This is a genomic window from Streptomyces ureilyticus, assembly GCF_011045025.1.
Lineage (GTDB): Bacteria > Actinomycetota > Actinomycetes > Streptomycetales > Streptomycetaceae > Streptomyces > Streptomyces ureilyticus.
Window position 1 is genome coordinate 57,016 of record NZ_JAAKZX010000018.1, and the last position, 25,164, is coordinate 82,179.

At 68.4% G+C, this 25,164-nt stretch carries 24 protein-coding genes and 1 pseudogene; 14 read left to right on the forward strand and 11 right to left on the reverse strand.

Annotated features, from left to right (window positions below; genetic code table 11):
• Window positions 1-3 precede the first annotated feature (3 nt).
• On the forward strand, window positions 4-195 hold the full coding sequence (locus G6048_RS08815) for a DUF397 domain-containing protein (RefSeq protein ID WP_165338894.1): 192 nt from the start codon (window positions 4-6) through the stop codon (window positions 193-195).
• A gap of 80 nt (window positions 196-275) precedes the next feature.
• Here G6048_RS08815 and G6048_RS08820 read toward each other — a convergent pair whose 3' ends face one another.
• A complete protein-coding gene (locus tag G6048_RS08820; protein ID WP_165338895.1) occupies window positions 276-734 on the reverse strand; it encodes an MFS transporter in 459 nt (152 codons plus the stop codon).
• 43 nt (window positions 735-777) lie between these two features.
• Entirely contained in the window at window positions 778-1,677 is a 900-nt protein-coding gene (locus G6048_RS08825) for a D-alanyl-D-alanine carboxypeptidase family protein (protein ID WP_165338896.1), read from the reverse strand.
• A 214-nt stretch (window positions 1,678-1,891) separates the two neighbouring features.
• Here G6048_RS08825 and G6048_RS08830 point away from each other — a divergent pair, with 214 nt between their 5' ends.
• The 3 genes from G6048_RS08830 to G6048_RS08840 all read left to right on the forward strand — a co-directional run bounded on the left by G6048_RS08830 (window position 1,892) and on the right by G6048_RS08840 (window position 4,932).
• The gene (locus G6048_RS08830; protein WP_165338897.1) at window positions 1,892-2,602 is read left to right on the forward strand and encodes a GntR family transcriptional regulator; all 711 of its coding nucleotides are present in this window, start codon (window positions 1,892-1,894) and stop codon (window positions 2,600-2,602) included.
• Window positions 2,599-3,912, forward strand: coding sequence for an MFS transporter (locus G6048_RS08835; RefSeq protein WP_165338898.1), 1,314 nt, complete (start codon window positions 2,599-2,601; stop codon window positions 3,910-3,912). The genes G6048_RS08830 and G6048_RS08835 overlap by 4 nt, the downstream gene beginning before the upstream one ends.
• Before the next feature lie 225 nt (window positions 3,913-4,137).
• Window positions 4,138-4,932 carry a hypothetical protein gene (locus tag G6048_RS08840; RefSeq protein WP_165338899.1) on the forward strand — a complete coding sequence of 265 codons (795 nt, stop codon included), beginning with the start codon at window positions 4,138-4,140 and terminating at the stop codon, window positions 4,930-4,932.
• A 134-nt stretch (window positions 4,933-5,066) separates the two neighbouring features.
• On the opposite strand, the gene G6048_RS08845 is transcribed toward G6048_RS08840, so the two are convergent.
• A complete protein-coding gene (locus tag G6048_RS08845) occupies window positions 5,067-5,891 on the reverse strand; it encodes a maleylpyruvate isomerase family mycothiol-dependent enzyme (RefSeq protein ID WP_165338900.1) in 825 nt (274 codons plus the stop codon).
• A 137-nt stretch (window positions 5,892-6,028) separates the two neighbouring features.
• Between G6048_RS08845 and G6048_RS08850 the strand changes: the two genes are divergently transcribed.
• The gene (locus G6048_RS08850) at window positions 6,029-6,832 is read left to right on the forward strand and encodes a carbon-nitrogen family hydrolase (protein WP_165338901.1); all 804 of its coding nucleotides are present in this window, start codon (window positions 6,029-6,031) and stop codon (window positions 6,830-6,832) included.
• Between the two features lie 41 nt (window positions 6,833-6,873).
• Here G6048_RS08850 and G6048_RS08855 read toward each other — a convergent pair whose 3' ends face one another.
• On the reverse strand, window positions 6,874-7,368 hold the full coding sequence (locus G6048_RS08855; protein ID WP_165338902.1) for an LURP-one-related/scramblase family protein: 495 nt from the start codon (window positions 7,366-7,368) through the stop codon (window positions 6,874-6,876).
• Window positions 7,365-8,388, reverse strand: a pseudogene (locus G6048_RS08860) (helix-turn-helix domain-containing protein). The gene G6048_RS08855 and the pseudogene G6048_RS08860 overlap by 4 nt, the downstream one beginning before the upstream one ends.
• Window positions 8,389-8,440: 52 nt before the next feature.
• Between G6048_RS08860 and G6048_RS08865 the strand changes: the two are divergent.
• The gene (locus G6048_RS08865) at window positions 8,441-8,827 is read left to right on the forward strand and encodes a cupin domain-containing protein (protein WP_033320395.1); all 387 of its coding nucleotides are present in this window, start codon (window positions 8,441-8,443) and stop codon (window positions 8,825-8,827) included.
• Window positions 8,828-8,872: 45 nt separating this feature from the next.
• On the opposite strand, the gene G6048_RS08870 is transcribed toward G6048_RS08865, so the two are convergent.
• The 3 genes from G6048_RS08870 to G6048_RS08880 form a co-directional block, all read right to left on the reverse strand.
• Window positions 8,873-9,124: a DUF6458 family protein gene (locus G6048_RS08870; protein ID WP_165338903.1), complete on the reverse strand. Its 252-nt coding sequence runs from the start codon at window positions 9,122-9,124 to the stop codon at window positions 8,873-8,875.
• Between the two features lie 146 nt (window positions 9,125-9,270).
• The gene (locus G6048_RS08875; RefSeq protein ID WP_165338904.1) at window positions 9,271-10,569 is read right to left on the reverse strand and encodes a M18 family aminopeptidase; all 1,299 of its coding nucleotides are present in this window, start codon (window positions 10,567-10,569) and stop codon (window positions 9,271-9,273) included.
• A 173-nt stretch (window positions 10,570-10,742) separates the two neighbouring features.
• Window positions 10,743-12,569, reverse strand: coding sequence for an acyl-CoA dehydrogenase (locus tag G6048_RS08880; protein ID WP_165338905.1), 1,827 nt, complete (start codon window positions 12,567-12,569; stop codon window positions 10,743-10,745).
• Window positions 12,570-12,773: 204 nt separating this feature from the next.
• Between G6048_RS08880 and G6048_RS08885 the strand changes: the two genes are divergently transcribed.
• The 3 genes from G6048_RS08885 to G6048_RS08895 all read left to right on the forward strand — a co-directional run bounded on the left by G6048_RS08885 (window position 12,774) and on the right by G6048_RS08895 (window position 14,654).
• Window positions 12,774-13,247, forward strand: coding sequence for an SseB family protein (locus G6048_RS08885; protein WP_165338906.1), 474 nt, complete (start codon window positions 12,774-12,776; stop codon window positions 13,245-13,247).
• Between the two features lie 136 nt (window positions 13,248-13,383).
• A complete protein-coding gene (locus tag G6048_RS08890; RefSeq protein ID WP_165338907.1) occupies window positions 13,384-14,355 on the forward strand; it encodes a pirin family protein in 972 nt (323 codons plus the stop codon).
• Window positions 14,356-14,387: 32 nt separating this feature from the next.
• Window positions 14,388-14,654: a hypothetical protein gene (locus G6048_RS08895; RefSeq protein ID WP_165338908.1), complete on the forward strand. Its 267-nt coding sequence runs from the start codon at window positions 14,388-14,390 to the stop codon at window positions 14,652-14,654.
• 14 nt (window positions 14,655-14,668) lie between these two features.
• Here the strand turns inward: G6048_RS08895 and G6048_RS08900 are convergent, their stop codons facing one another.
• Entirely contained in the window at window positions 14,669-16,888 is a 2,220-nt protein-coding gene (locus G6048_RS08900) for a SpoIIE family protein phosphatase (protein WP_165338909.1), read from the reverse strand.
• A 239-nt stretch (window positions 16,889-17,127) separates the two neighbouring features.
• Between G6048_RS08900 and aspS the strand changes: the two genes are divergently transcribed.
• Both aspS and G6048_RS08910 read left to right on the forward strand, forming a co-directional pair.
• Window positions 17,128-18,891 (forward strand): aspartate--tRNA ligase, encoded by a 1,764-nt coding sequence (aspS, locus tag G6048_RS08905; RefSeq protein WP_165338910.1) that lies wholly within the window; start codon window positions 17,128-17,130, stop codon window positions 18,889-18,891.
• Window positions 18,892-19,064: 173 nt separating this feature from the next.
• Window positions 19,065-20,024 (forward strand): intradiol ring-cleavage dioxygenase, encoded by a 960-nt coding sequence (locus G6048_RS08910; RefSeq protein ID WP_165338911.1) that lies wholly within the window; start codon window positions 19,065-19,067, stop codon window positions 20,022-20,024.
• Window positions 20,025-20,112: 88 nt separating this feature from the next.
• Here the strand turns inward: G6048_RS08910 and G6048_RS08915 are convergent, their stop codons facing one another.
• Window positions 20,113-20,862 (reverse strand): aminoglycoside 3'-phosphotransferase, encoded by a 750-nt coding sequence (locus G6048_RS08915; RefSeq protein ID WP_165338912.1) that lies wholly within the window; start codon window positions 20,860-20,862, stop codon window positions 20,113-20,115.
• A 342-nt stretch (window positions 20,863-21,204) separates the two neighbouring features.
• Here G6048_RS08915 and G6048_RS08920 point away from each other — a divergent pair, with 342 nt between their 5' ends.
• The 3 genes from G6048_RS08920 to G6048_RS08930 all read left to right on the forward strand — a co-directional run bounded on the left by G6048_RS08920 (window position 21,205) and on the right by G6048_RS08930 (window position 23,847).
• Window positions 21,205-22,539: a pectate lyase family protein gene (locus G6048_RS08920; protein ID WP_165338913.1), complete on the forward strand. Its 1,335-nt coding sequence runs from the start codon at window positions 21,205-21,207 to the stop codon at window positions 22,537-22,539.
• A gap of 252 nt (window positions 22,540-22,791) precedes the next feature.
• Window positions 22,792-23,520 carry a class E sortase gene (locus tag G6048_RS08925; protein WP_206341347.1) on the forward strand — a complete coding sequence of 243 codons (729 nt, stop codon included), beginning with the start codon at window positions 22,792-22,794 and terminating at the stop codon, window positions 23,518-23,520.
• Window positions 23,521-23,607: 87 nt separating this feature from the next.
• Window positions 23,608-23,847, forward strand: coding sequence for a hypothetical protein (locus G6048_RS08930; protein ID WP_165338914.1), 240 nt, complete (start codon window positions 23,608-23,610; stop codon window positions 23,845-23,847).
• A 133-nt stretch (window positions 23,848-23,980) separates the two neighbouring features.
• Here G6048_RS08930 and G6048_RS08935 read toward each other — a convergent pair whose 3' ends face one another.
• Entirely contained in the window at window positions 23,981-24,877 is an 897-nt protein-coding gene (locus G6048_RS08935) for an RpnC/YadD family protein (RefSeq protein WP_206341348.1), read from the reverse strand.
• Window positions 24,878-25,164: the final 287 nt, after the last annotated feature.

Consider the following 25,164-nt stretch of genomic DNA (forward strand, 5'->3'; position numbering starts at 1 on the left):
AACGTGTCCGAGTTCCAGTTCGCGAAGTCCACGTACAGCAGCGGCGACCCGCACGGCGAGTGCGTCGAAGTCGCCCGCAACATCCCCGGCACCATAGCCATCCGCGACTCCAAGGACCTCGACGGCCCGATACTCCGGCTTGCGCCGAAGGCGTGGTTGTCTTTCGTCGAGTCCACCGTGAGGTGCCAGCCCTGAGCCGGGAGACCTTTTCTCCACCACTCTCCACCTGCGGAAATGCTGAGACCGCAAGCTCCAGTTACGGTCTCGAGAATCTCTCAGTGCCCCTCGGGGACCCGGTCGGAGAATGCCTGCCTCGATTTCTTGGAAGCCAAGACAGGCACGGCGACCAGTGCGAGCGCGCTAATGGTGTTGAGTGCCGGGGTGAGGCCGAAGGTCGTGACGAGTGCCGGTGCGCCCAGTGCGCCGACAACGGCGGCGAGGGAGTCCACGGCGAAGAACAGGGCGCCGATGCGGCCGAGCATGGCGGGCGGGGCGGTGCGCTGGATGTGGGTTTCCACGGAGATGAGCAGGACGCTGCCGGGTAAGCCGATCAGAGCCGCAGCCGCGATGGCGGTCGGCAGATTCGGTGCGTTGAACAGGGCGAAGTACGCCGCGCCGTTGGCCAGTTGAGTCGTACTCAGTAGGACCTCGATCGGCTCCTGGACCTGCTCCTGTTGGCCCAGTGGGAGTCTGAGGCGGAGAAGTGAGACGGGGAGGGGAGTTGGGCGGAGCATCGGCTGCCCCGCCCAACTCCCCTCCCCGTCGCCCTACCTCTTGCTACCGCCTGAACGCGTAATCCATCATCTTCTTCGCGTCCGATGCGCGGCTCGTCGACGAAGTCGACGCGAGGACCGTGCCGATGACCGTCTTGCCGTTGCGCGTCGCGGCGAAGACCAGGCAGTACTTGGCCTCCGGGCCGGAGCCGGTCTTGACGCCGAGGGCGCCGGTGTAGGTGCCGAGGAGGGGGTTCGTGTTCTTCCAGGGCGCCATCGTGCGGGTGCCGCCGGTCCTGGTGGTCGTCTTGGCCGTGTAGTTCTTCGTCTTGACGATCGAGCGGAACGTGGAGTTCTTCATCGCGCTGCTGGCGAGCTTCGTCAGGTCGCGCGGCGTGGAGTAGTTCGAGCCCCTGCCGATGCCGTCGAACGAGTCGAACTTCGTGTTCCTCAGGCCCAGGTCCCTGGCCTGCTTGTTCATCTTGCCGATGAACGACTTCACGCGGGCGGCCCGCGTCGAGCCGGAGCCGAACTTGTCGGCGAGCGCGTACGCGGCGTCGCAGCCGGACGGCAGCATCAGCCCGTACAGCAGCTGACGGACCGTGACCTTGTCGCCGACGATCAGCTTGGCGTTCGAGGCCCAGTTGTTCTGGACGATGTAGTCGCTGTACGCCTTCTGGATCGTGACCTTGGCGTTCAGGTTGAGGTTCGGCTGCGACAGCACGACCTTCGCGGTCATGATCTTCGTGGTCGAGCCGGTGGAGCGGCGGGTGTCCGCGGCCTTCGTGTAAAGCGTCTTGGCGGTGCCGTTGTTCATCACGTAGCCGCCCTTGGCGGCGATCGTGGGCGCGGTGGCGGCCGTCGCGGGCGCCGCGGTGAGGGCTCCGGTCGCGAGCATGGCTCCGGTGGTGATGACCACGGCGGCAGCTCTGCGGACCCGTGCGCCCATAATGCCGGTTTTCAAGTCGAGTACCCCGATTACGTCGTATGCCCCAAATGCCCCTGGAGGGCGGCCACTTGGCGGCGACCTGAGCGAGTCGCCTGCCCCTGCGACACGTATGACACGTAAGTAGCACAGGTGGTTGCAGCATCCGTGGGGCGGGGTGCATTTAGCGCCGTGCGTTCCGAATCCTGGACGGCCCGCGACGATGCGTACGTGTTGTATCTATGCTGTGCGCATGCCTGCAGCACCCTCCCCGACCCCGACCGGGACCGCGTCGTCCGCGTCCCGATCCGCCAAGCAGCCGCCCGCCAAGCAACCCCCCGCCGCCGAACGTGTCTACGCCCACGTCAAGCAGGGAGTCCTGGAGCGCCGGTACGAGGGCGGGACGCTGCTCACCGAGGGCGAGCTGGCCGAGGCGGTCGGGGTCTCGCGCACCCCCGTTCGCGAGGCGCTGCTGAAGCTTGAGGTCGAAGGGCTGATCAAGCTCTACCCGAAGAAGGGCGCGCTGGTCCTGCCTGTCTCCGCGCAGGAGATCGCCGACGTCGTGGAGACCCGGCAGCTCGTCGAGGAGCACGCGATCCGCAAGGCGGTGCCGGCCTCGCCCGCGCTCATCGAGCGCCTCACGCAGCTCCTGGAGAAGCAGCGGGAACAGGCCGAGGCAGGCGACCTGGCCGCAGCCGCCGTCACCGACCGCTGCTTCCACGCCGAGATCGTCCGCAGCGGCGGGAACGAAATCCTCTCGCGGCTCTACGACCAGCTCCGCGACCGGCAGTTGCGCATGGGCGTCGCCGTCATGCACGCCCACCCCGACCGCGTCACCAAGACGCTCACCGAGCACCGCGAGATCCTCGAAGCGCTGCGCTCCGGCGACGCGGAGGCGGCCGTCGACCTGGTCCACCGGCACGTCAGCTGGTTCTCCAGCCTCGCGCGGGGTGACGTCCGATGACCGCCGCGGGAGGCTCCACGCCCACGGCCCTCCCCGGCGATCCGCCCGGCGGCCGTCGCGCCGTCCTGGTCTGGTCCGTCGGCGTCTCCGTCTACTTCGTCGCGGTCATCTTCCGTACGTCCCTGGGGGTGGCCGGACTTGACGCCGCCGACCGCTTCGACGTGGGCGCCTCCGCGCTGTCCACCTTCTCGATCCTCCAGCTCCTCGTCTACGCGGGCATGCAGATACCCGTCGGCCTGCTGGTGGACCGGCTCGGCACCAAGAAGGTGCTGACCATCGGCGTACTCCTGTTCACGGCAGGTCAGCTGGGCTTCGCCTTCTCGCCCTCGTACGGGATGGCGCTGGCCGCCCGCGCGCTGCTCGGCCTCGGTGACGCGATGACGTTCATCAGCGTGCTGCGGCTCGGCGCGCGCTGGTTCCCGGCCCGGCGTGGCCCGATGGTCGCGCAGATGGCGGGCCTGGTGGGCATGGCGGGCAACCTCGTCTCGACGCTCGTCCTGGCCCGGCTGCTGCACGGCGTCGGCTGGACCGCGGCCTTCGCGGGCAGCTCGCTCGCGGGCGTCGTCGTCCTCGTACTGATGCTGCTGTTCCTCAAGGACCACCCCGAGGGGCATGAACCGGAGCCTTTCCCACACCAGGGCGGCGCGTATGTGCGCCGGCAGATCGTCGCGTCCTGGCGGGAGCCCGGGACGCGGCTCGGGCTGTGGGTGCACTTCACCACGCAGTTCCCGGCGATGGTGTTCCTGCTGTTGTGGGGCCTGCCGTTCCTCGTCGAGGCGCAGGGGCTTTCGCGGGCGACGGCCGGTGAGCTGCTGACGCTTGTCGTGCTCTCCAACATGGTGATCGGCCTGGTGTACGGGCAGATCGTCGCCCGGCACCACGCGGCGCGGCTTCCGCTGGCGCTCGGCACGGTGCTGTCGACGGCGGCGGTCTGGGCCGCCACGCTCGCGTACCCCGCCGACCACGCGCCGATGTGGCTGCTGATCGTGCTCTGCACGGTGCTCGGCGCCTGTGGCCCCGCCTCGATGATCGGCTTCGACTTCGCCCGCCCCGCGAACCCGCCCGAGCGTCAGGGCACGGCCTCCGGAATCACCAACATGGGCGGTTTCGTCGCCTCGATGACGACGCTGTTCGCGATCGGCGCGCTGCTGGACGCCACCGGTGACGACTACGGCATCGCCTTTTCCGCGGTGTTCGTGCTCCAGGCGCTCGGCCTCGGCCAGATCCTGCGGCTGCGCCGCCAGGCGGCCCGCCGCGAGCGCGAACGGCTGGTCGCGAGCCGGGTGGAGACGGTGCACGTGCCGGCGTGACCGGCGCACGTGCCCGCGTGACGCCAGGTGGTTGTCCCTGACTGCCCTTCGCAGCCGAGATGTTGCTCTGTCATGGGCGCGTGACAACGGTGTCGTGAAGCGGGGACGAGCGTGACCTGCGGGGCTTTCGGGACCTCATAGTGATCAGACAGCGGGGGAACGGCGGAAGCGCGCCGACGCCCCACCAGGTCCCGCAACTCCGCGCCCCAGGAAGGGTTTTCTGTGATGAACCGCCACCTGCGCAAGGCCTTCGTCGTCACCGCCGCGATCACCACCGCCGGATTAATGATGACGGCGTGCCAGAACGACTCCTCGTCCGGCACGTCGAAGTCCTCCGGCAGCTCGTCGTCCAAGTCCTCCAAGGACTCCGGGACGACCGGGAACTCGAAGGCGTCGGGTGAGCAGGACGCGGCGGACTCGGTGGACTCGGCACCGGTCGCGAACAACGGCTCGGGCGCCAAGTCGGGCGTCAACGGGACGTTCAAGAACGGCACGGTCAGCTACCTCGCCGCCGGCAAGTACACCGTGAAGGTCCCGGGCAAGACGGAGCAGGCGTTCTTCGTCGCCGAGGACACGCTCGTATACGGCGCCGGCCAGGTGTGTGGCAGCCCGCGGTCCGAGGCGCGTCCGCAGTGCACGCTCGATGAGCTGGAGACCGCCACTCAGAAGAAGGCCGTCACCGCCGATGTGACGATGAAGGACGGCATCGCGACCGTGGTCCGCGAACGGCACGACGCGCAGAACGGCACCCCGGGGGGCGTCAACGGCACATGGCTCGGCAACGTCAGCTACCTCGCCCCGGGCAAGTACACGGTGTCCGACATGAAGGGCGTCGAGCAGGCCTTCTTCGTCGCCGACGACACCCTGGTCTACGGCGCGGGCACCATCTGCGGAAGCCCGAACTCCGCCGAGATGACCCAGTGCACCCCGGCCGAACTGGAGGCCGCCGCCAAGAAGGGCTTTTCCGCCAAGGTCAAGCTCACCGACGGCATCGCGACCACCATCACCGAGGACCGCTGACCGCCGAGCACCGACCGCGACCGTATGCCGGGGGGCCTCCCACGGCGGGCCGCGAGGCGAACACCTCCGCGCCCGCCGGGGCCCGATCCCCGCTCAGGCGTCCGGCGCACCCGCGGCCCTCGCCAGTGCGTGGGCTACTGCGTGACCACGAAGTGCCGCAGGATCGCCGCCGCCAGCTCCAGATCACCCTCCGTCTTGATGCGGTCCGCCACCGCGTCGACGGTGACCCGGCCGCAGGCCAGCCGGAAGTACGTCTCCCAGTCGAGCGTGAGGGTGGCCGCCGGTCCGAGCGACGGGGCGCCGTCTATCGTCCCGTTGCTCTCGGAGTCGACGCGGACCGTGCGCAGGAAGTCGACGGGTCCGTGTACGTCGAAGACGACCGCGGAGTTCGCGGGCGCGCCCGCCTCCTTGGCGACGACCTTCGGCAGGACGGCGAGCAGTTCGTCGCGCACGATGTACGCACCCGGCGAGTCCAGATTGCCCGGCCGGCCGAGCGCGGTGCGCAGGTCCTGCTCGTGCACCCAGACGTCGAACGCCCGGTAGCGCATGGACTGTTCGAGGGTGATCTCCGAGCCCAGTGGACCGCGTACCTTGGCGTCCGGATCGCGCGACTCGTTCCGCAGCTGCCGGTTGCGGCGGATGATCGTGTACTCCAGCTCGGACGTCATCTCCGGTGCCGTGTGGTGACGGCGTACGTCGACCTGCATCTCCATGTACCGCTGGTGCTCGTTCGACACGTGGTACAGATCGCGCGGCAGTGTGTGGATCGGGCGCGGGTCGCCGAGCATCTCGCAGTCCATACCGATCACATGCGAGACGATGTCCCGGACGGACCAGCCCGGGCAGGGGGTCCGCCGGTTCCACTCACCCTCCACGAGCGGCTGCACCAGCTCGGATATCGCTTCCACTGAGTGGGTCCAGGCGTCGGCATAGTTCTGAAGGCTGGGATGGAGACTCACGGGACCCCTCGGGCGGTTCGTGCGCGGGCATGGGTGTCTTGGACCGCTAAGTTACGCTGCTGCAAGGCACCCCGGCAGTGCTTTCGTGTGACGATCGTAGGCCCGTTTCGCGGGTCGAATGCCAGGACGGTGGTAGTGTGCGCGCCTCCCTCATCCAGATCGGTGTATACGACGACGAAGGGGGCGAATCGATCGATGCGCGCCGAGAGCGCGTGGCCGCCCTCGTCCGCGAGCAGTCCGGTGCCGATCTGGTGGTGCTGCCCGAATTGTGGACGACGGGAGCGTTCGCCTACGAGTCCTTCGGGACCGAGGCAGAGCCGCTGCACGGACCGACGTACGAGGCGATGGCCAAGGCGGCGAGCGACGCGGGCGTATGGCTGCACGCGGGCTCCATCCCCGAGCGGGACCCCGACGGCCTCCTCTACAACACCTCACTCGTCTTCTCCCCCTCCGGCGAACTGACCGCCTCGTACCGCAAGATCCACCGCTTCGGCTTCGACAAGGGCGAGGCGGTGCTGATGAGCGCGGGCGCGGAGGTCGTCACCGTACGACTGCCGTCGACCACGCTCGGCCTCGCGACCTGCTACGACCTCCGCTTCCCCGAACTCTTCCGCCGCCTTGTCGACGCCGGCGCCGAAACCCTCGTCATCCCCGCCGGCTGGCCCGAACGCCGCCGCTCCCACTGGACGCTGCTGGCCCAGGCCCGCGCGGTCGAAAACCAGTCGTACGTCCTCGCGTGTGGAACGGCCGGTACGCATGCGGGAGTTCCGCAGGCCGGTCACTCGATCGTGGTGGATCCCTGGGGCGAGGTACTGGCCGAGGCGGGCCCGGACGAGGAGGTGCTCACGGTGGAGTTCGATCCGGGGAAGGTGGGCGTGACCCGGGATCAGTTCCCGGCGCTGAAGGACAGGATGCTGGGGCTGGAGCCGCCTGGCCGCTAGCTCTCAGTCCTCCCGTTGGCTCTCAGTCCTCCCGTTGGCTCTCAGTCCTCCCGTTCCTTCTCGGCCAGATGGATCACGCACACCGCCACCGCGATCAGCAGCGCCGGGTCCGCGTCCTCCCGTACGACGTCCACGCCGTACGTCTCCCGCACGTGAAGCCGGCGCCGGGAGATGACGGCGAGCAGCTCACCGTCGTACTCGATGGCGAATTCGCGGTCGAGGATCTTGCCGCTGACGTCCAGTTCCGTGCTGCCGTCCGCCAGGGCCACCCGGTAGTGGTTGCGCAGCAACGACAGCCGTTTGCGTCTGATCCGCGCGATCGGTTGGCCGTCCCGCTCGATCACCATCGTGTCCCGCAGGGCGAACATCTTCTGGCGGATGTCGATCAGGACGCGCCCCTGGGCGTCCTTCAGCTCGAAGGTGTCCCGCAGCCGCATGGCTTTGCCGTCGACGAGGAAGACCTTGTTGCCGCGGTCGTCCTCGATCCAGTAGTCGTCACCGATGCCGAGGAGCCGGTCGCGTACGAGGAATCTCATGTCTGTAGCGGTTCCCCGGCGGCCGGTCCGAAACGCTGCCGGTAGGCCGATGGGCTGAGCCCGGTCTCGCGTCGCACACGCGCGCGTAGGTTCGCGGCCGTCCCCAGCCCGCTCCGGGCGGCCACCACGTCCAGCCGCTCCTCCCCCCGCTCGATCAGTCGGCAGGCCAGCGCCACCCTCTCCCCTGTCAGCCAGGCCAGCGGAGTCGTACCGAGCTGAGTGCGGAAGCGCCGGTGCAGCGTCGCGGAGCTGACCGCCGCACGCGCCGCCAAGTCCGCCACCGTCAGCGGCTCGCCCAGCCGCTCCTGAGCCCACGCCAGCAAGGGGCCCAGCGACTCGTCGGGCACGTCGGGCATTGGCCGCTCCACGAACTGCTTCTGCCCGCCGTCCCGGTGCGCGGCGAACACCAGCCGCCGGGACACGGCATTGGTGACGTCGGCGCCATGGTCACGTCGTACGACATGCAGGCACAGGTCGAGTGCGGCGGCACTGCCCGCGGCGGTCAGGATGTCGCCCTCGTCGACGAAGAGCACGTCCGGCTCCAGCAGCACCTTCGGATGCAGCTTTCGGAACGTGTCGGCCCAGCGCCAGTGTGTGGTGGCCCGGCGTCCTCCCCCACTGCCTTAAGGGCGTGGGAGGTGCCCCCATTCGCAGGCCGGCCTCGGCGAGCGCGAAGCTTCCGGTGCACAGGCTCATGACACGGGCCCCGCGCGCGTGGGTGCGCCGGATGGCGTCGAGTACGGCGGCGCCGCGGGGCACGACGTTGTCCGGGCGGCCGGGTACGACGAGGGTGTCCGCCTCGTCGACCGCCTCCAGCCCGGGCACGCCGGTCAGCGTGAAGAAGCCGTGGTTCATCCGGACCTCGGGGGTGGGCGTGCACAGCGTCACGTCGTACAGCGGTCCGGGGAGGCCCAGTTCGGGCCGCGGCAGGCCGAACAGCTCGGTCGCGACGCCGACCTCGAAGGGATTGGTGCCTTCGTCGACGATCACGGCGACCCGGTGCGAGGATCCTTGCGGCATATGCGATTCCTAGCACTCGTGCGACGCCGGGACTACCCCGCACGATGAGCCCATGGAACCCATCTCGCTGGAAACGGCCCTCTCCTCCTTCACGGAAACGTGGAGCCCCCGAATCGTGACGGCCGTCAACGACTACGACGTCCGCGTGGCCAAGGTCGAGGGCGAGCACCTCTGGCACGTCCACGACCACACCGACGAGTTCTTCCTGGTCCTGAACGGTGAACTGCACATCGCCCTGCGCGAACCGGCCGGCGAGCGCACGGTCGTCCTGCCCCGGGGCGCCGTCTTCACAGTCCCGCGCGGCACCGAGCACAAGCCGTACGCTCCCGTCCCCACCGAGATCCTCGTCCTCGAACCGACCGGCACCTCCACCGTCGGCGACCGCCACGACGAGGTACCGGACCATGTGGACGCGACTACGGGGCACGCGCTGGCCTGACCCGTCACCGAACGGTGCCGTGGCCGGCGGTCGAGGAAGTGGCGATCAAACGCCGTAACCGTCGCTGTATCCGTCCCGGCGGCTGTGGTGCCGTTCCTCGTCGATCACCGGTGTTGTGGGCGGAACCACCACACGCCGGCGCTTGGCGACACTGCTGAACGTCGCGACGCCGATCAGGCCGACGACGATCAGGATGATCCCGACCAGGTCGAGGTTGACTCCCTGCATGTCCCAGTCGGTCGCGAACGTGAGAATGGCTCCTACCGCGATCAGAATGATGCATCCACCCAGACCCATGAGTCTGGCCTCCCTGTCCTGTCCGTGTTCTGTCGCCGTTCGCACGGCTGTTGCGGACCCGGGCCGGGTACCCTCCGCCGGACCGGCCATGCGGAGGCAACTCACCTGAGGACAAAGGCTTGAGGACACAGGTTCGGACTCGGCCCCTAACCCTCCAGGAACGCCACCATCGCGTTCGCCAGCAGGAATGGGTCCTCGGCGCCGCACAGTTCGCGGGCGCTGTGCATGGAGAGGATGGCTACGCCGATGTCGACCGTCTTGATGCCGTGGCGGGCGGCGGTGATGGGGCCGATGGTCGTGCCGCAGGGCATCGAGTTGTTGGAGACGAAGGACTGGAAGGGTACGGCGGCCTTCTCGCAGGCGGCGGCGAAGACCGCGCGGCCCGAACCGTCCGTGGCATAGCGGTTGTTGACGTTGACCTTGAGGATGGGGCCACCGCCCGCGCGCGGGTGGTGCGTCGGGTCGTGGCGCTCGGCGTAGTTCGGGTGGACCGCGTGGCCCGTGTCGGAGGAGAGACAGACGGTGCCGGCGAAGGCGCGTGCCCTGTCCTCGTACGTACCGCCGCGCGCGAACACCGAACGCTCCAGCACACTCCCGAGCAGCGGACCGTCCGCCCCCGTGTCCGACTGCGAGCCGTTCTCCTCGTGGTCGAACGCCGCGAGCACCGGGATGTACGGGAGATCCTCGTCGCAGGTCGCCACGGCCGCCAGCGCGGCCGTACCGGCGTGCACGGACAGGAGGTTGTCCATGCGCGGGCCCGCGACCAGCTCCTTGTCCCGGCCCAGGTACGACGGCGGCTCGATGGAGTGCGTCATCAGATCCCAGCCGGTGACCTCGCCCTCGGCAAGGCCGGATTCCTGCTCCAGAAAACGGATCAGATCCCCGTCGCGTACGTCGTTGCCGAGGCCCCAGATCGGCTGCAGATGCCGCTGCTTGTCGAGCTTGAGCCCCTCGGAGGTGACCGAACGGTCCAGGTGGATGGCGAGTTGAGGAACCCTCAGCAGGGCGCGGTCGATGTTCACCAGCCGGCTCGTGCCGTCGCGCAGGGAGAGCCGGCCGGCGAGGCCCAGATCGCGGTCCAGCCAGGAGTTGAGCAACGGGCCGCCGTAGATCTCGACCGCGACCTGGCGCCAGCCGTGCGCACCGCTGTCCGGCCGCGGCTTCACGCGCAGGTTGGGGGAGTCGGTGTGCGCCCCGACGATCCGGAAGGGCGTGTGCGGCTCGGCGCCCTCGGGCACGTACCAGGCCACGAGCGCGCCCCCGCGCACCACGTACTTCCCGCCGTGCGCCCCCTCCCACGCGTCCGTCTCGGCGACCTGCCGGAAGCCTGCCTTCTCCAGCCGCTCGGCCGCGTTCGCCACCGCGTGATACGGGGACGGGCTGGCCGTCAGGAAGGACATGAGGTCGTCGGTATGGCCGCGATCGAAGCGTGGGGGTGTGCTCATGGGTTCACCTTAACGACGTACGAGGGCCCGCTCCCGGCGATGGGGAACGGGCCCTCGTAAGGGTTATGCGGAGGGGAACGCTGACCGGAAGGTCACTTTCCAGTACGGCTCCGGTATGCGTCGACGCTCCTGGAAAGGCCCCCTCCTTTGTGCCCAAGCGGACGGAAGCGCTCCTAGAAAGCCGCTTCGTCGAGCTCCATCAGCCCCAGGTCGGTGCCCTCGGCGAGCTTGCGCGCGCCGGTGACGCCCGGCAGGACGTTCGCCGCGAAGAACTTGGCCGCGGCGATCTTGCCGGTGTAGAAGGCCTTGTCCTTGGCCGGCGCCGTCTCCAGCTTCTCGGCCGCGACCGCGGCACCCTTCAGCAGCAGGTAGCCGACGACCACGTCACCGGAGGCCATCAGCAGGCGGGTCGTGTTGAGCCCGACCTTGTAGATGTTCTTGACGTCCTGCTCGGTCGCCGCGAGGTCCGTGAGCATCAGGCCGACGATGGCCTCCAGCTCGACGGCCGCCTTGGCGAGCTGCTCGCGGGCGGCCGACAGCTCCTCGCCACCCGTGCCGAGCGCCAGGAACTTCTTGATGTCCTCGGCGAGCGAGTTCAGCGCCGCACCCTGGTTGCGGACGATCTTCCGGAAGAAGAAGTCCTGGCCCTGGATCGCGGTGGTGCCCTCATACAGGGTGTCGATCTTGGCGTCCCGGATGTACTGCTCGATCGGGTACTCCTGGAGGAAGCCGGAGCCGCCGAAGGTCTGCAGGGACTGCGCGAGCTGCTCGTACCCCTTCTCGGAGCCGTAGCCCTTCACGATCGGCAGGAGCAGGTCGTTCAGGGCCTCGAGGGCGGCGGTGTCCTCGCCCGCGGCCTCCTTGACCATGATCTCGTCCTGGATCGACGCGGTGTACATGACGAGGGAGCGCATGCCCTCCGCGTACGCCTTCTGCGTCATCAGCGAGCGGCGCACGTCCGGGTGGTGCGTGATGGTGACCTTGGGGGCGGTCTTGTCCATGAAGTTCGCGAGGTCCGGGCCCTGGACGCGCTCCTTGGCGTACTCAAGGGCGTTCAAGTAACCCGTCGACAGCGTCGAGATCGCCTTCGTGCCGACCATCATCCGGGCGAACTCGATGATCCGGAACATCTGGCGGATGCCGTCGTGCTTGTCACCGATCAGCCAGCCCTTGGCGGGGTGGCGGTCGCCGAAGGTCATCTCGCAGGTGTTGGAGGCCTTCAGGCCCATCTTGTGCTCGACGTTGGTGGCGTAGACGCCATTCCTGTCGCCCAGCTCGCCGGTCTCGAAGTCGAAGAGGTACTTCGGTACGAGGAAGAGGGAGAGCCCCTTGGTGCCGGGACCGGCACCTTCCGGACGCGCGAGCACGTAGTGAAGGATGTTCTCCTCCATGTCGTGCTCACCGGACGTGATGAACCGCTTCACGCCCTCGATGTGCCATGAGCCGTCCTCCTGCTGAACCGCCTTGGTGCGCCCGGCACCCACGTCCGAGCCCGCGTCGGGCTCCGTGAGCACCATGGTCGAGCCCCAGGTCCGGTCCACGGCTATCTGGGCGATGTGCTTCTGCTGCTCCGTGCCCTCGTCGAAGAGGATGCGGGCGAACGCCGGGCCTGAGGAGTACATCCAGACCGCCGGGTTGGCGCCCAGAACCAGCTCCGCGTACGCCCAGATCAGGGACGGCGGGGCGGTCGTGCCGCCGATCTCCTCGGGCAGGCCGAGCCGCCAGTACTCGGAGTCCATGAAGGCCTTGTAGCTCTTCTTGAAGCTGGCCGGTACGGGTGCGGTGTTGGTCTCCGGGTCGAAGACCGGCGGGTTGCGGTCCGCGTCCGCGAAGGACTCCGCCAGCTCGTTCTCCGAAAGCCGGGTCAGCTCTTCGAGGATGCTCTTGGCGGTCTCGGCATCCATCTCCGCGAACGGGCCGCTGCCGTACAGCTTGTCGCGCCCGAGCACCTCGAAGAGGTTGAACTCGATGTCGCGGAGATTCGACTTGTAGTGCCCCATGGCGACGGCTCCGTAAGGGATCGGGTGAGGGGGTGAATCCTCGGACCTAGGTTCGTGTACAGCAACAGCCACGATGATGCTACCCGTGGGTAATAAGAATCAACCCCTAGCGGCCCAAGTGTGAGCTAACCCTCCGGGTTCGGGTGGGGTGGGTTTGTGGGGGTTGGAAACCGCCGGAGGCGGAGGGCGGATACTCTGGCCCCCATGTACGGCTACGACCAGACCGCGGGCCCCGGCCAGCAGCAGTATGCGCAACCGCAGCCGCCGCCCCAGCCCGGAGGGTACGGGCCGCAGAGCGGCCCGCTGTACCCCGAGCCGTCGCCGCCCTCGCTCGCGGACGCGGTGCGCGCGTTCACCACGGGGGCGATCTCCGCCGAGGACTTTCAGCAGGTCTTCGCCACGTCCAAGGTCTACTGCCCGCGCGGCGACAACCCCGGCTTCCTCGCGCTGCACAACACCCAGCAGCCCGTGATCCCGATGTTCACCTCGCTCAAGGAGCTGCGCCGTTACGCCGGCAAGGAGTCCAAGTACTTCGTGATCACCGGTGCCGAGGTGATCGACCTGCTCCCCACCGGCTACGGCTTCGTCCTCGACATGGAGGGCGAGCACCGTATGGTCTTCGACGCGAAGGCGGTCGAGCAGATGGTCGACTTCGCGATGCGCCGAATGTATGGCTAGACGCCATTGCTTCGCAGACGGCTGACGTGCCCCGACACGGCCCGGCGCCCGGAGGGAATTCCCTCCGGGCGTTCTCTGTTCCGGGTAGCAGGAAGTTCAATAGTCAACTAAACTCGGAGCACAAGGAGGTACCGACATGCCTGCAGTGACCGTTGAGAACCCGCTGACCCTGCCCCGTGTGGTGGCGTCGGCCGAGGCCGTGGCCCGCCCGGTGCTGGCGGTGACCAGCGCGCCGAGTGGGTTCGAGGGCGAGGGTTTCCCGGTCCGCCGCGCGTTCGCGGGGATCAATTACAAGTACCTCGACCCGTTCATCATGATGGACCAGATGGGCGAGGTGGAGTACGCGCCCGGGGAGCCGAAGGGCACCCCCTGGCACCCCCACCGCGGCTTCGAGACCGTCACGTACATCATCGACGGGATCTTCGACCACCAGGACAGCCAGGGCGGCGGCGGCACCATCACCAACGGTGACACCCAGTGGATGACGGCCGGTTCAGGCCTGCTCCACATCGAGGCGCCCCCGGAGTCGCTCGTCATGTCCGGCGGTCTCTTCCACGGTCTCCAGCTGTGGGTGAACCTCCCGGCCAAGGACAAGATGATGTCCCCGCGGTACCAGGACATCCGTGGTGGTCAGGTGCAGCTTCTCAGCACCCCCGACGGCGGCGCGCTGCTGCGCGTGATCGCCGGTGAGCTGGACGGTCACCAAGGGCCCGGCATCACGCACACGCCGATCACGATGGTGCACGCGACGCTGGCGCCGGGCGCCGAGATCACCCTGCCTTGGCGAGAGGACTTCAACGGCCTCGCGTACGTACTGGCGGGCAAGGGAGCCGTGGGCGCGGAGCGCCGCCCGATCCACCTGGGCCAGACCGCGGTCTTCGGCGCCGGCTCCTCGCTGACCGTCCGCGCGGACGAGAAGCAGGACTCGCACACGCCTGACCTGGAGGTTGTCCTCCTCGGCGGGCAGCCCATCCGTGAGCCGATGGCGCACTACGGGCCGTTCGTGATGAACACCCGCGAGGAGCTGCAGCAGGCATTCGAGGACTTCCAGAAGGGACGACTGGGTACGATTCCGGCCGTGCACGGGATGTCCGAGGGCGGTCTCTGAGGGACGGGACGCGGAACGGAAGGACGGCGGGTATGGCACAGGAGAATCCGGAAATCCACCTCGTGTTCCACCCCGTCGTCGGGGAGCCGCTGGCCGTCAGGAGCCGGGACTTCGAGTCGCTGGAGTCGGCGGAAGACAGTGTCACCGAGGCGCTGGAGCAGGAGCGCACCCTGCGCTTCGAGCTGAACGGCCGTGACGGCGTCGACAGTGGGACCCTGTTGGTCAACTGCTCCAACGTCGTCGCGGTCAAGGTACGGCCGGGGTCGGACAAGGGTGCCGACGACGGCCAGTACCTCTGATCACGTACGGATGATCACGTGCCGATGATCGTCTCGGCCTCTCCGGAGCCGTCCGATTCGGAACCGGACGGTTCTGCGCCGTCCGGTTCCGCGCCGTCCGGTTCGTAGAGCTCGAACCAGATGCTCTTGCCCTCGCCCCGCGGGTCCACTCCCCAGGCGTCAGAGAGCAGTTCCATGAGCATCAAGCCCCGCCCGGAGGACGCCAGTTCTCCGGGCTGACGCTTGTGCGGCAGGGCGTCGCTGCAGTCGGTGACCTCGACCCGGATCCGTCGGGAGCCCGCCTCGCCCGTCATCTCGGCGACGAGCAGCGCTTCGGCGTCCGTGTGTACGAGTACGTTCGTGACCATCTCCGAGACCAGGAGCACCGCCGAGTCGATCTGGTCCTCGGAGGACCAGTCGTGGAGCAGTTCCTTCAGCTGCCGGCGTGCGTCCGCGACCCGCTCGGGCTCGGCCTGAGCCACGGTCAGCACGGTGCGGCGGACGGAGGTCCGTGCCGCCGGCTGGTCGCCGCAGCCGCAGCCCTCCCCCTGCCGGCACAGCAGCAGGACCGCGATGTCGTCCTCCCGGCGGTCCACCAGCGGTCCGGTCATGTGGTGCGAGGAGGGCCCGTGCACGGCCTGGACCAGCGCGTCGGCCAGCGTCTCCAGGTCGCTCGTCTCGCCGTCGTGGCTCTCCAGGATCTTGCGGATCCGGAGCCAGCCGGTGTCGAGGTCGTGCCCGCCGGTCTCGATGAGCCCGTCGGTGCAGATCAGCATGGTCTCGCCGGGTTCCAGGGCGAGCCGCGTCGTCGGATAGTCCGCGTCCGGGTCGATGCCGAGCGGCAGTCCGCCCGCGGTCGGCCGGGTCAGCACGGTCCCGTCGGCCATCCGTATCGCCGGGTCCGGGTGCCCGGCGCGGGCGATGTCCAGTACGCCGGTCGCGGGGTCGACCTCCACGTACAGGCAGGTCGCGAAGCGCAGGTCGGCGGCCTCCTCCTCGGACGTCATCCCGTACAGAAACCGGGAGGCGCGCGACAGCACGGCGTCCGGGCGGTGCCCTTCGGAGGCGTACGCCCTGAGCGCGATCCGCAGCTGGCCCATCAGCCCGGCGGCGCGTACGTCATGGCCCTGGACGTCGCCGATGACGAGCGCGAATCTGCCTCCGCCGGGCTGCGTCCGGGAAGTGCCCCCGGGGAGCGGGATCATGTCGTACCAGTCGCCGCCGACCTGGAGTCCGCCGCCGGTGGGCACGTACCGTGCGGCCACGGTCATGCCGGGGATCTGCGGCCCCAGGTTGGGCAGCATCGAGCGCTGGAGGCCGTCGGTCAGTTCGCGTTCGGACTCGGCGGCGCCGGCACGGGAGAGGGCCTGCGCGAGCATCCGGGCGACGGTGGTGAGGACGGAGCGTTCGTCGGGTGTGAAGGAGACGCGGTAGGTGAAGGCCGCCATCCACGCGCCTATCGTGCGGCCCGCGACGACGAGCGGCAGAAACGCCCACGACTGCCTGCCGAAACCCTGGGCGAGCGGCCACCAGGCGGGGAAGCGTTTCCGGTAGTCCTTCGGGGAGGAGAGATAGACGGCACGGCCGGTGCGTACGACCTCCGCGGCCGGATGGTCCGTGTCCACGGACATCGCGGAGGACGGTCCTTCGTCGTCGGACTGGTGCCCGTGGTGGCCGATGAGCGTCAGACGGTCGCCCTGAGTGCCGTACACGGCCAGGCCGTCCGGTGAGAAGCCGGGCATCGACAGGCCGGCCGCGACCCGCAGCACCTCCGCCGTGGACCGGGCCTCTGCCAGTGCGCGCCCGGCGTCCAGCAGGAACGCCTCGCGGGAACGGCGCCAGTCACCGGTGACGGGGGTGCGGGAGGCGGCCCCCGGCGGTGGCTCGGAGACCTCCTGGAGGGTGCCGACCAGCTGGTAGGAGTGCGATTCAGTGTCGTACGACGGCTTGGAGCGGCTGCGCACCGTACGCAGTACGCGTCCCTGCTCGTCCATGACCCGCATCCGGAGTTCGGCGATGGTGCCCTCGGAGGCGGCGAGCTGGACGACCGGTTTGACCTCGTTCCAGTCGACCGGGTGGAAGCGGGCGCGGGCGCCGGCCTCCGTCAGCGTGATCGCTTCAGCGGGCAGTCCGAGCAGCCGTGCGGCCTCGGCGTCCAGAGTGACCAGTTCGGCCGCGTTGTCCCAACGCCACAGGCCGGTCGCGAGGGCGGCCAGGACGTCCCCCACGGCGGGCAGGGGCTCACCAGTGCGCATTGGGCCACTGTAGGAAGAGGTGATCGTGAGAAGCCACCAAAGGGAGAAAGGCCACCCTTCAGGGGGTCGGACCGTGACCGGCCCGTGATGGTCGTGACCCGCCCGTAATGGTGGGGAGGCGGGCATTGGCTCCCCGGTACGCTTGGGCCTGTGTTTCACGTGAAACACAGACCGTGACGCACAGACCGACATACAGGCTGTGACACAAGCCCCGATCCGCGAAGGCTGGATGAACGACGATGCATCGGTACAGGTCCCACACCTGCGGCGAGCTCCGCGCCTCTGACGTCGGCAGCGACGTCCGGCTGAGCGGCTGGCTGCACAATCGGCGCGACCTGGGTGGCATCCTCTTCATCGATCTGCGCGATCACTACGGCATCACGCAGCTGGTCGCTCGCCCCGGCACGGCCGCGTACGAGGCGCTGGACAAGCTCTCCAAGGAGTCGACCGTCCGCGTCGACGGCCAGGTTGTCTCGCGCGGCGCCGAGAACATCAACCCGGACCTGCCGACCGGCGAGGTCGAGGTCGAGGTGAGCGAGGTCGAACTGCTCGGCGCCGCCGCCCCGCTGCCCTTCACGATCAACACCGAGGACGGTGTGAACGAGGAGCGGCGACTGGAGTACCGCTTCCTGGATCTGCGCCGCGAGCGCATGCACCGCAACATCATGCTGCGTACGGCGGTCATCTCCGCGATCCGCAGCAAGATGACGGCGCTCGGCTTCAACGAGCTGGCGACCCCGATCCTCACCGCCACCTCGCCCGAGGGCGCCCGCGACTTCGTCGTCCCGTCCCGCCTGCACCCGGGCAGGTTCTACGCCCTGCCGCAAGCCCCGCAGCAGTTCAAGCAGCTGCTGATGATCTCCGGCTTCGACCGCTACTTCCAGATCGCGCCCTGCTTCCGCGACGAGGACGCGCGCGCGGACCGTTCGCCGGGCGAGTTCTACCAGCTCGACGTGGAGATGTCCTTCGTCGAGCAGGAGGACGTGTTCCGGCCGATCGAGCAGCTGATGACGGAGCTGTTCGAGGAGTTCGGCAACGGCCGCCATGTCACCTCCCCCTTCCCGCGGATCCCGTTCCGCGAGGCGATGCTGAAGTACGGCTCCGACAAGCCGGACCTGCGGGCCCAGCTGGAGCTGGCCGACATCACCGACATCTTCGAGGGCTCGGAGTTCAAGGCCTTCGCGGGCAAGCACGTACGGGCGTTGCCGGTGCCGGACGTGTCCTCGCAGCCCCGCAAATTCTTCGACCAGCTCGGTGACTATGCCGTCTCGCAGGGCGCGAAGGGCTTGGCGTGGGTGCGGGTCGCCGAGGACGGCTCGCTGACCGGCCCGATCGCGAAGTTCCTGACGGAGGAGAACGTCGCGGAGCTGACCAAGCGGCTGTCTCTCGCCGCCGGTCACGCGGTGTTCTTCGGCGCGGGCGAGTTCGACGAGGTCTCGAAGATCATGGGCGCGGTGCGCGTAGAGGCCGCTCGTCGCTCCGGCCACTTCGAGGAGGACGTCTTCCGCTTCTGCTGGGTCGTCGACTTCCCGATGTTCGAGAAGGACGAGGAGACCGGGAAGATCGACTTCTCCCACAACCCCTTCTCGATGCCGCAGGGCGGAATGGAAGCCCTGGAGACCCAGGACCCCCTCGACGTCCTGGCCTGGCAGTACGACATCGTCTGCAACGGCGTCGAGCTGTCCTCCGGCGCGATCCGGAACCACGAGCCGGACATCATGCTCAAGGCCTTCGGTATCGCGGGCTATGAGGCGGAGACGGTGGAGCGCGAGTTCGCGGGCATGCTCCGCGCGTTCCGCTTCGGCGCCCCTCCGCACGGCGGCATCGCGCCGGGCGTCGACCGGATCGTGATGCTCCTGGCCGACGAGCCCAACATCCGCGAGACGATCGCCTTCCCGCTCAACGGCAACGCCCAGGACCTGATGATGGGCGCGCCGACGGAGCTGGAGGAGGCCCGGCTGCGGGAGCTGCACCTTTCGGTCCGGAAGCCGCAGCCCAAGTAAGGCCGCAGCCGAAGTAATCCTGTCCGGTGGCCGTTTGTGGCCCGGAACCGACGCCGGTTCCGGGCCACTTCGCGTCTCCGCGAACCCCGTGGACGTACAACCTGTGAGAGTCACGTGGAATCCCACAGTCCGTGCCCATGTCGCTGACAGGCACCGTCCCTAACGTCCTGCCCATGACTGGGACCGAGACTCACAAGACTCAACAGCCGAAGCACAAACGGGACTTGACGCGGCGCAAGGTCGTCGTGGCGGGTGGCGCGGCCGTGGCCGCGGTGGGCGTCGGCGGCGGTGTCGCCGCGACCGCGAACGCGGGCCAGACGACCAGTACGGGGAGCACGGGCCAGGGCGCCACCGCGAAGGCGGCCGCCGGCAGTGCCGCGGAGGAGTGCTACAAGCTCACCTCCGAGACCACCGAGGGCCCGTACTACATCGACGCGGACAAGATCCGCCGCGACATCACCGAGGACAAGGAGGGCATCCCGCTGACCCTCCGCATCAAGGTGATCGACTCCGAGAGCTGCAAGCCGGTCCGCAACGCGGCCGTCGACATCTGGCACTGCGACGCGCTGGGCATCTACTCCGGCTACGAGGACGTCTCCACCGGCGGCGGTGGCGGTACGCCGCCCAGCGGCACCCCCTCCGACGCGCCGTCCGACGCGCCGTCCGGCGCGCCGACCGGCTCCCCGCCGGAGGGCGGTGGCGGCGGTGGCGTCCATGAGGAGCCCACCGACGACGAGCGCTACCTGCGCGGCACCTGGCGGACGGACAAGCAGGGCTTCGTCACCTTCAAGACGATCTTCCCGGGCTGGTACCAGGGCCGCTGTGTCCACATCCACACCAAGGTGCACGTCAACGGCGAGTGGACCGACGCCGGTTATGAGGGCGGCAACACCTGCCACACTGGCCAGTTCTTCTTCGACGAGGAGTCCGTGCTCGCCTCCGCCGAGGTCGAGCCGTACTCGACGTCCACGACGGAGCGCACGACGCTCGAAGAGGACACGATCTACGACCAGAGCGGCACCACGGGCGGCCTGCTCAAGCTGAAGTACAGGAAGGGCGCCATCGCCAAGGGCGTCCTCGGCACCATCACGGTGGGCGTGGACCCGGAGGCGACGAACACGGGCACGGGCTGACGGACGTACGGCTCGCCCGCCACGGGCCCGGAACCGCCCCCGAGTTCCGGGCCCGTCATCTCGCCACCAGCTCAGGTCACGCTCCAGCTCACGTAACGCTCCACAAAAGCCGGTAGAACTCCGTCCGCCTCGGGTCGGGAGCGATGCCGTACCCGTCGAGGAGGGTGTCGTCCCAGCCCGGGCCGTAGTTCCACTCGGTGCTCCAGGTGGCGACGGCCAGGTCGGCCCAGCGGTCGGCGAGGCCGAGGGAGCCCATGTCCACGTGGCCCGACCATGAACCGTCCTCGTGCAGCAGGGTGTTCGGGGCGCAGGGGTCGCCGTGGCAGACGACGAGGCGGTCGACCGGCGGGGGTTCGGGCAGGTCAGAGGGTACTTCGAGGCCTGACCGGCGGGCGCGCTCCAGACGGTGCTCGACGGACCAGCTGAACGGGCAGTCGGCCACGGGCAGTTGGTCGTGCAGGGCGCGCAGCCCCGCCCCCAAGGCTCGTACGGCCGTGGCGGGATCCGCCTGCCACCGGGGGCTGACGGCGCTCTCGCCGACCAGCGCGTACGTGACGAGCCAGGCTCCGTCCGCATCGGCTCCGTACTCCCGGACGCGAGGTACGGGCGTGAAGTCCCCGGCCCAGCACAGCCGTTCCACCTCGGCGGGCAGGTCCAGGCCGGAGCCCGTCGGCGCCCACTTGGCGAACAGCCGCCCCTGGTCGTGGTCGTCGCCGATCCGGAAGGTCAGGCCGCCCAACTGGTTCAGCCATACGGGCAACAGCGGTCTGTCTCCGGCCAGTTCGGCGATCGGTGCGGGCACGCGTACGGCTGAGGTCGGTGGTCCGGCGTGGGGCATGGGCGCATGGTCTCCTGCGGTACGGCTGACGGGCGAGCGATTTTCCAACCCAGGTAGGCGCACCGCCATTTGCGAGTAATTCACCTCGAAGTCGATCGAGAACCTCGTCTACTCCGGTGACGGGATCGAGAGCGGGGCGACTGGAGATGGGAGGAACCGGAGGGGGAGCTTCGGCTGGAGGTGAGCTCCTTGAGGCCAACTCCCGCCCTGCCTTACCTACTTGGTGGCAACCTTTCTTGTGCCCGTGACCACAGATGAGTCAGGAGCTCCGTTCACGCGGGGCTCCGCGAACCTCGTGCACGTTCCGCTTCGCGTGCACCTGAACCACGTAAGGACTCATCCGTGGCATCCACTTCCCACCGCCGGTCCCATCGCCGACGGCGCACCGCGCTGGTGTCGGCCGCCGCCGTGGCGGCCGCCGGGCTCGGCGCGGTCCCCTTTGTGATGAACGCGAACGCCACCCCGCCCGCCGTCGAGCCGGCCCGCCAGTCGCTGCCCGCCAAGGACGGCTGGGCGGCGAACGGATCCGGTACGACGGGCGGCGCGAAGGCCGACTCCAAGCATGTCTACACCGTCAGCACCCGCGCCCAGCTGGCGAAGGTGCTGGGAAAGGGCACCGACTCCACGCCGAAGATCATCAAGGTGAAGGGCACGATCGACGCGAACGGCGGCAGCAGCTGCGCCGACTACGCCGCCGGTACGGGTTACTCGCTCGCCGCCTATCTCAAGGCGTACGACCCGAAGACGTACGGCAAGAAGATGCCGTCCGGCACTCAGGAGAACGCCCGCGAGGCCGCCGAGGCCAAGCAGAAGAAGAACATCGTCTTCAAGGTGCCCGCCAACACCACCATCGTGGGCGTCCCCGGCACGAAGGCCGGCATCAAGGGCGGCAGCCTTCAGGTGCAGGACGTGAAGAACATCATCATCCGCAATCTCACCTTCTCCGCCACCGAGGACTGCTTCCCGCAGTGGGATCCGACGGACGGCTCGGCGGGCGAGTGGAATTCGAACTACGACTCGGTGACCCTGCGCGGCGCGACGAACGTCTGGGCCGACCACAACACGTTCACGGACGCGCCGACCTTCGACAAGGCGCTGAAGACGTACTTCGGCCGCAAGTACCAGATCCATGACGGCGCCCTGGACATCACCAACGGCTCCGACCTGGTGACCGTGGAGCGGAACCAGTTCACCAACCACGACAAGACGATGCTGATCGGCAGCAGCGACTCCGACACCAAGGGCAAGCTGCGCGTCACCATCCACCACAACGTGTGGAAGGGCATCACCCAGCGCGCCCCGCTGGCCCGCATCGGCCAGATCCACCTCTACAACAACTTCTACGACACGACGACCGTCAACGGTTACGCCCCCAAGTACAGCCTCGACTCCCGCGCCGAGGCCCAGGTGGTCGCGGAGCACAACGCCTGGACGGTGCCCTCCGGAGGCAAGGTCGCCAAGCTGCTGAGCGGAGACGGCACGGGCTCGGTCGCGGGCAGCGGCAACCTCGTCAACGGCAAGTCGACCAATATCGTCGCCGCGTACAACGCCGCGTCGTCGAAGAAGATCAAGACGACGGTGAACTGGAAGCCGACGCTGACGGCGGGGCTGCAGACGTCGGCGAAGAGCCTGCCGGTGGAGCTGCTGAAGACGGCGGGGGCGGGGGTTCTTCGCTGAGGAATCTTTACTGACCTCGCGCTTGTCCCCTCGGCCGGGGTATCTGCTGCGAAAAGCGTGAACACTCTCCCGGAGAGTGTTCACGCTTTTCACGTTGGCTCTCTGCTGGCCTTCTGCGGTGAGGGCCGAAGGCCGGGAACCGTGAGCCGTGAGCCGTGAGCGGGGAACGCCTCGTCCGTTCTGGGCGTTGTTCTCTGTGTTGAGTCGTTGAGTCGTTGAGTCGTTGAGTCCCGGCTACCGGTCCCGAGTGCTATGTCCCGTTCCCGAGCTTTCTCCGTCGCGCTCACCGGCGCTGTCGTCGCCGTGCTCGTCGGCTGCTCCACGGGCGGCGCGGATGCGGACGCAGGCGCCGACGCACGCGCCCCGAGCACAGCCTCCACCACGACCGAGCGGGCGACGACCCCCGCCGACCCCTCACCCGAGGGCCCTTCTCCCACCCCGACTCCCTCCAAGCCCAGCACCCGGACCCAGCCGGCCTCGCTGACGATCCCGGAGATCGGCCTCAAGGACCTGCGTGTCGTCCCATACGAAGGCACGACCGACGACTGGCCCGGCACACGGATCCAGAACGAGGGCGTCGCCGCAAGCCCGTACGGCAGCCGCGGCGGCATAGGCCCCGGCGAGATCGGAAACTACCTGGTCACGGCCCACCGCCTCTCCGCAGGCGGCCCCCTGCGCGAACTCCCGTCCCTCGACGAGGGCGACACGGTGACCGTCACATCAGCCGGGAAGACCTACGAGTACGAGATCACCGACACCAGAAGCACATCCTTCCGCTCCGAACGCTCCCTGGCCGAACAACGGGCCGCCGTCCCGGGCCACCCGGGCCGCCAGCCCACCGAGGCCATGATCACCATCTCCACCTGCGCAACCCCCGAGGACGACGCGGCCGGCAACTTCTGGCGCGACGACAAGGGCAACCCCGAACACCGCATCGACAAGGTCGGGGTGCTGACTTCGACGACGCCTGCAGCGATGTAGGCGCTCACGCGAGGCACGGTCGGGTTGGTGTCTAGGTTCGTGGCTACTCGTCCGTGAAGACGTCCTTGGCTGTCGGGCGGTGACGGCGTGCCGAAGCCAGTGGCGCAGGATCGTGGTGTTGCGGCAGTTGGTGATCTGCTCGCGGACCTGATCGGGAACGTCGATACCGCGCTGCTCCAGAACAAGCAGGATGTCCTCCGCGCGGCTCTGGGCTCGGCCTTCCTCCCGGATCTCTTCCGAGATCGGCGACGAGAAGAACGCGAGGTGTTTGATCACCAGTTCCCTCCACAGTTTCAGGGTGGCCGGATCAGAGGCAAGACGCTGTGAGAGCAGCTCGGTCAGGGTGTCCGCGCCGGAGACCGGGAGGAGGCCCCGGGGAGTCCGCACACGGCTCGACGGAAGTGGGAACGCGTCAGAGCTGAGCGTGTATTTTCCGGGAATGTGCATTGGCGTGCTGGGACTACCCATCCGCGAAGATCTCGTCGGCTGAGAGAGCGGTGAGGGCTCGGTCGAGCCAGTGGCGCAGGACATCGAGGTCGTCGCAGGCGGTGATGCGTGCGCGTGCCTCGTCCGGGACGTCGATGCCGCGTCGCTCCAAAATGAACAGGATGTCCTCGGCCCGACCCTCGGCCTGACCTTCGGCCCGGCCCTGTGCTCGGCCTTCGTCGCGGGCTTCTTCAAAGATGGGCGACTTGTAGAAAGAAAGGTCCACGGCCACTAGTTTCCTCCACAGTGCTGCGGCGGGCAGCTTGCCCAGGCCCTGAAAGATGAATTCGATGACGGGGTTCTTGACGGCGTCCGGAGTCTCCTGCAGAACGGCCGTCATTGCTTTGAGTATGGCCTCGATGTCCGGGCTCTTGCCGTGGGTGATGGCCGACAGTGTGGCGAGAGCGAGGTCTTTGTGGACCTCGGCGGGGTCGGTGATCACCGGCATGTTGTGCGGGCCCGCGACCAGCGGGCGCAGGATGAGCAAGGGCCACTGGGCAGGCCCGAAGGTAACCGTACGCGCTGCCCACTCGGCGGTCGCCCGGTCCTGGCAGACGACCAGCAGCATCGGCTGCAGCCGGTATTTCGTGAGCAGGTGCGAGACGTAGTACGCCCAGCTCGCGGGCTTGTGCGGGTCCTTGTTGCCCTGGGCCTCGACGGCGAGGAGAAGTGGCTCCTCGCCCTCCGCCTCCAGCCGCAGCAACGTGTCGACGCGGCGTTCGAGCGGTTGGGTCTCCGTGAGGTCGGTCGGCAAGACGGTGACCGAGGTGGGAGGGGCGAAGGGGACACCGAGCACCTCGGACACCCCGGAGAAGAGACGTGGCTGATCTTGGAAGATGCGGTGCATCGCCTCGTGGGGCGAGCTGACCATGAGGGTTCCCTGTGGGAGAAGGCGGAGGACGTTTACTGGAAGCTGCTACAGCACATGCCTTTGGCAAGTGCCACCACGAGCGTAAGGCGGCAACAGGCCCCAGATTGGGCCCAGTTGGTGATATTCACCCGCAGGGGTGAGCCTGCGGCGTTCCCTCAGACGGCCGTGAGGGCGGGTGGTCGGAGTTCGCGGCAGTTGCGGCAGCGGGCGCCGGGTTCGGGTGAGCGGAAGGCGGTGTCGCAGCCGTCACAGTTGCGGAGGGGGTGCCTGACGGACGGGGGTGGTTC

What these genes read in the sequence shown, in the direction of transcription:
- G6048_RS08820 (WP_165338895.1), bottom strand. Translation starts at nt 734, where the DNA reads ATGCTCCGCCCAACTCCCCTCCCCGTCTCACTTCTCCGCCTCAGACTC.
- G6048_RS08830 (WP_165338897.1), top strand. Translation starts at nt 1,892, where the DNA reads ATGCCTGCAGCACCCTCCCCGACCCCGACCGGGACCGCGTCGTCCGCG.
- G6048_RS08835 (WP_165338898.1), top strand. Translation starts at nt 2,599, where the DNA reads ATGACCGCCGCGGGAGGCTCCACGCCCACGGCCCTCCCCGGCGATCCG.
- G6048_RS08840 (WP_165338899.1), top strand. Translation starts at nt 4,138, where the DNA reads ATGAACCGCCACCTGCGCAAGGCCTTCGTCGTCACCGCCGCGATCACC.
- G6048_RS08855 (WP_165338902.1), bottom strand. Translation starts at nt 7,368, where the DNA reads ATGAGATTCCTCGTACGCGACCGGCTCCTCGGCATCGGTGACGACTAC.
- G6048_RS08865 (WP_033320395.1), top strand. Translation starts at nt 8,441, where the DNA reads ATGGAACCCATCTCGCTGGAAACGGCCCTCTCCTCCTTCACGGAAACG.
- G6048_RS08870 (WP_165338903.1), bottom strand. Translation starts at nt 9,124, where the DNA reads ATGGGTCTGGGTGGATGCATCATTCTGATCGCGGTAGGAGCCATTCTC.
- G6048_RS08875 (WP_165338904.1), bottom strand. Translation starts at nt 10,569, where the DNA reads ATGAGCACACCCCCACGCTTCGATCGCGGCCATACCGACGACCTCATG.
- G6048_RS08880 (WP_165338905.1), bottom strand. Translation starts at nt 12,569, where the DNA reads ATGGGGCACTACAAGTCGAATCTCCGCGACATCGAGTTCAACCTCTTC.
- G6048_RS08885 (WP_165338906.1), top strand. Translation starts at nt 12,774, where the DNA reads ATGTACGGCTACGACCAGACCGCGGGCCCCGGCCAGCAGCAGTATGCG.
- G6048_RS08890 (WP_165338907.1), top strand. Translation starts at nt 13,384, where the DNA reads ATGCCTGCAGTGACCGTTGAGAACCCGCTGACCCTGCCCCGTGTGGTG.
- G6048_RS08895 (WP_165338908.1), top strand. Translation starts at nt 14,388, where the DNA reads ATGGCACAGGAGAATCCGGAAATCCACCTCGTGTTCCACCCCGTCGTC.
- G6048_RS08900 (WP_165338909.1), bottom strand. Translation starts at nt 16,888, where the DNA reads ATGCGCACTGGTGAGCCCCTGCCCGCCGTGGGGGACGTCCTGGCCGCC.
- aspS (WP_165338910.1), top strand. Translation starts at nt 17,128, where the DNA reads ATGCATCGGTACAGGTCCCACACCTGCGGCGAGCTCCGCGCCTCTGAC.
- G6048_RS08910 (WP_165338911.1), top strand. Translation starts at nt 19,065, where the DNA reads ATGACTGGGACCGAGACTCACAAGACTCAACAGCCGAAGCACAAACGG.
- G6048_RS08915 (WP_165338912.1), bottom strand. Translation starts at nt 20,862, where the DNA reads ATGCCCCACGCCGGACCACCGACCTCAGCCGTACGCGTGCCCGCACCG.
- G6048_RS08925 (WP_206341347.1), top strand. Translation starts at nt 22,792, where the DNA reads ATGTCCCGTTCCCGAGCTTTCTCCGTCGCGCTCACCGGCGCTGTCGTC.
- G6048_RS08935 (WP_206341348.1), bottom strand. Translation starts at nt 24,877, where the DNA reads ATGGTCAGCTCGCCCCACGAGGCGATGCACCGCATCTTCCAAGATCAG.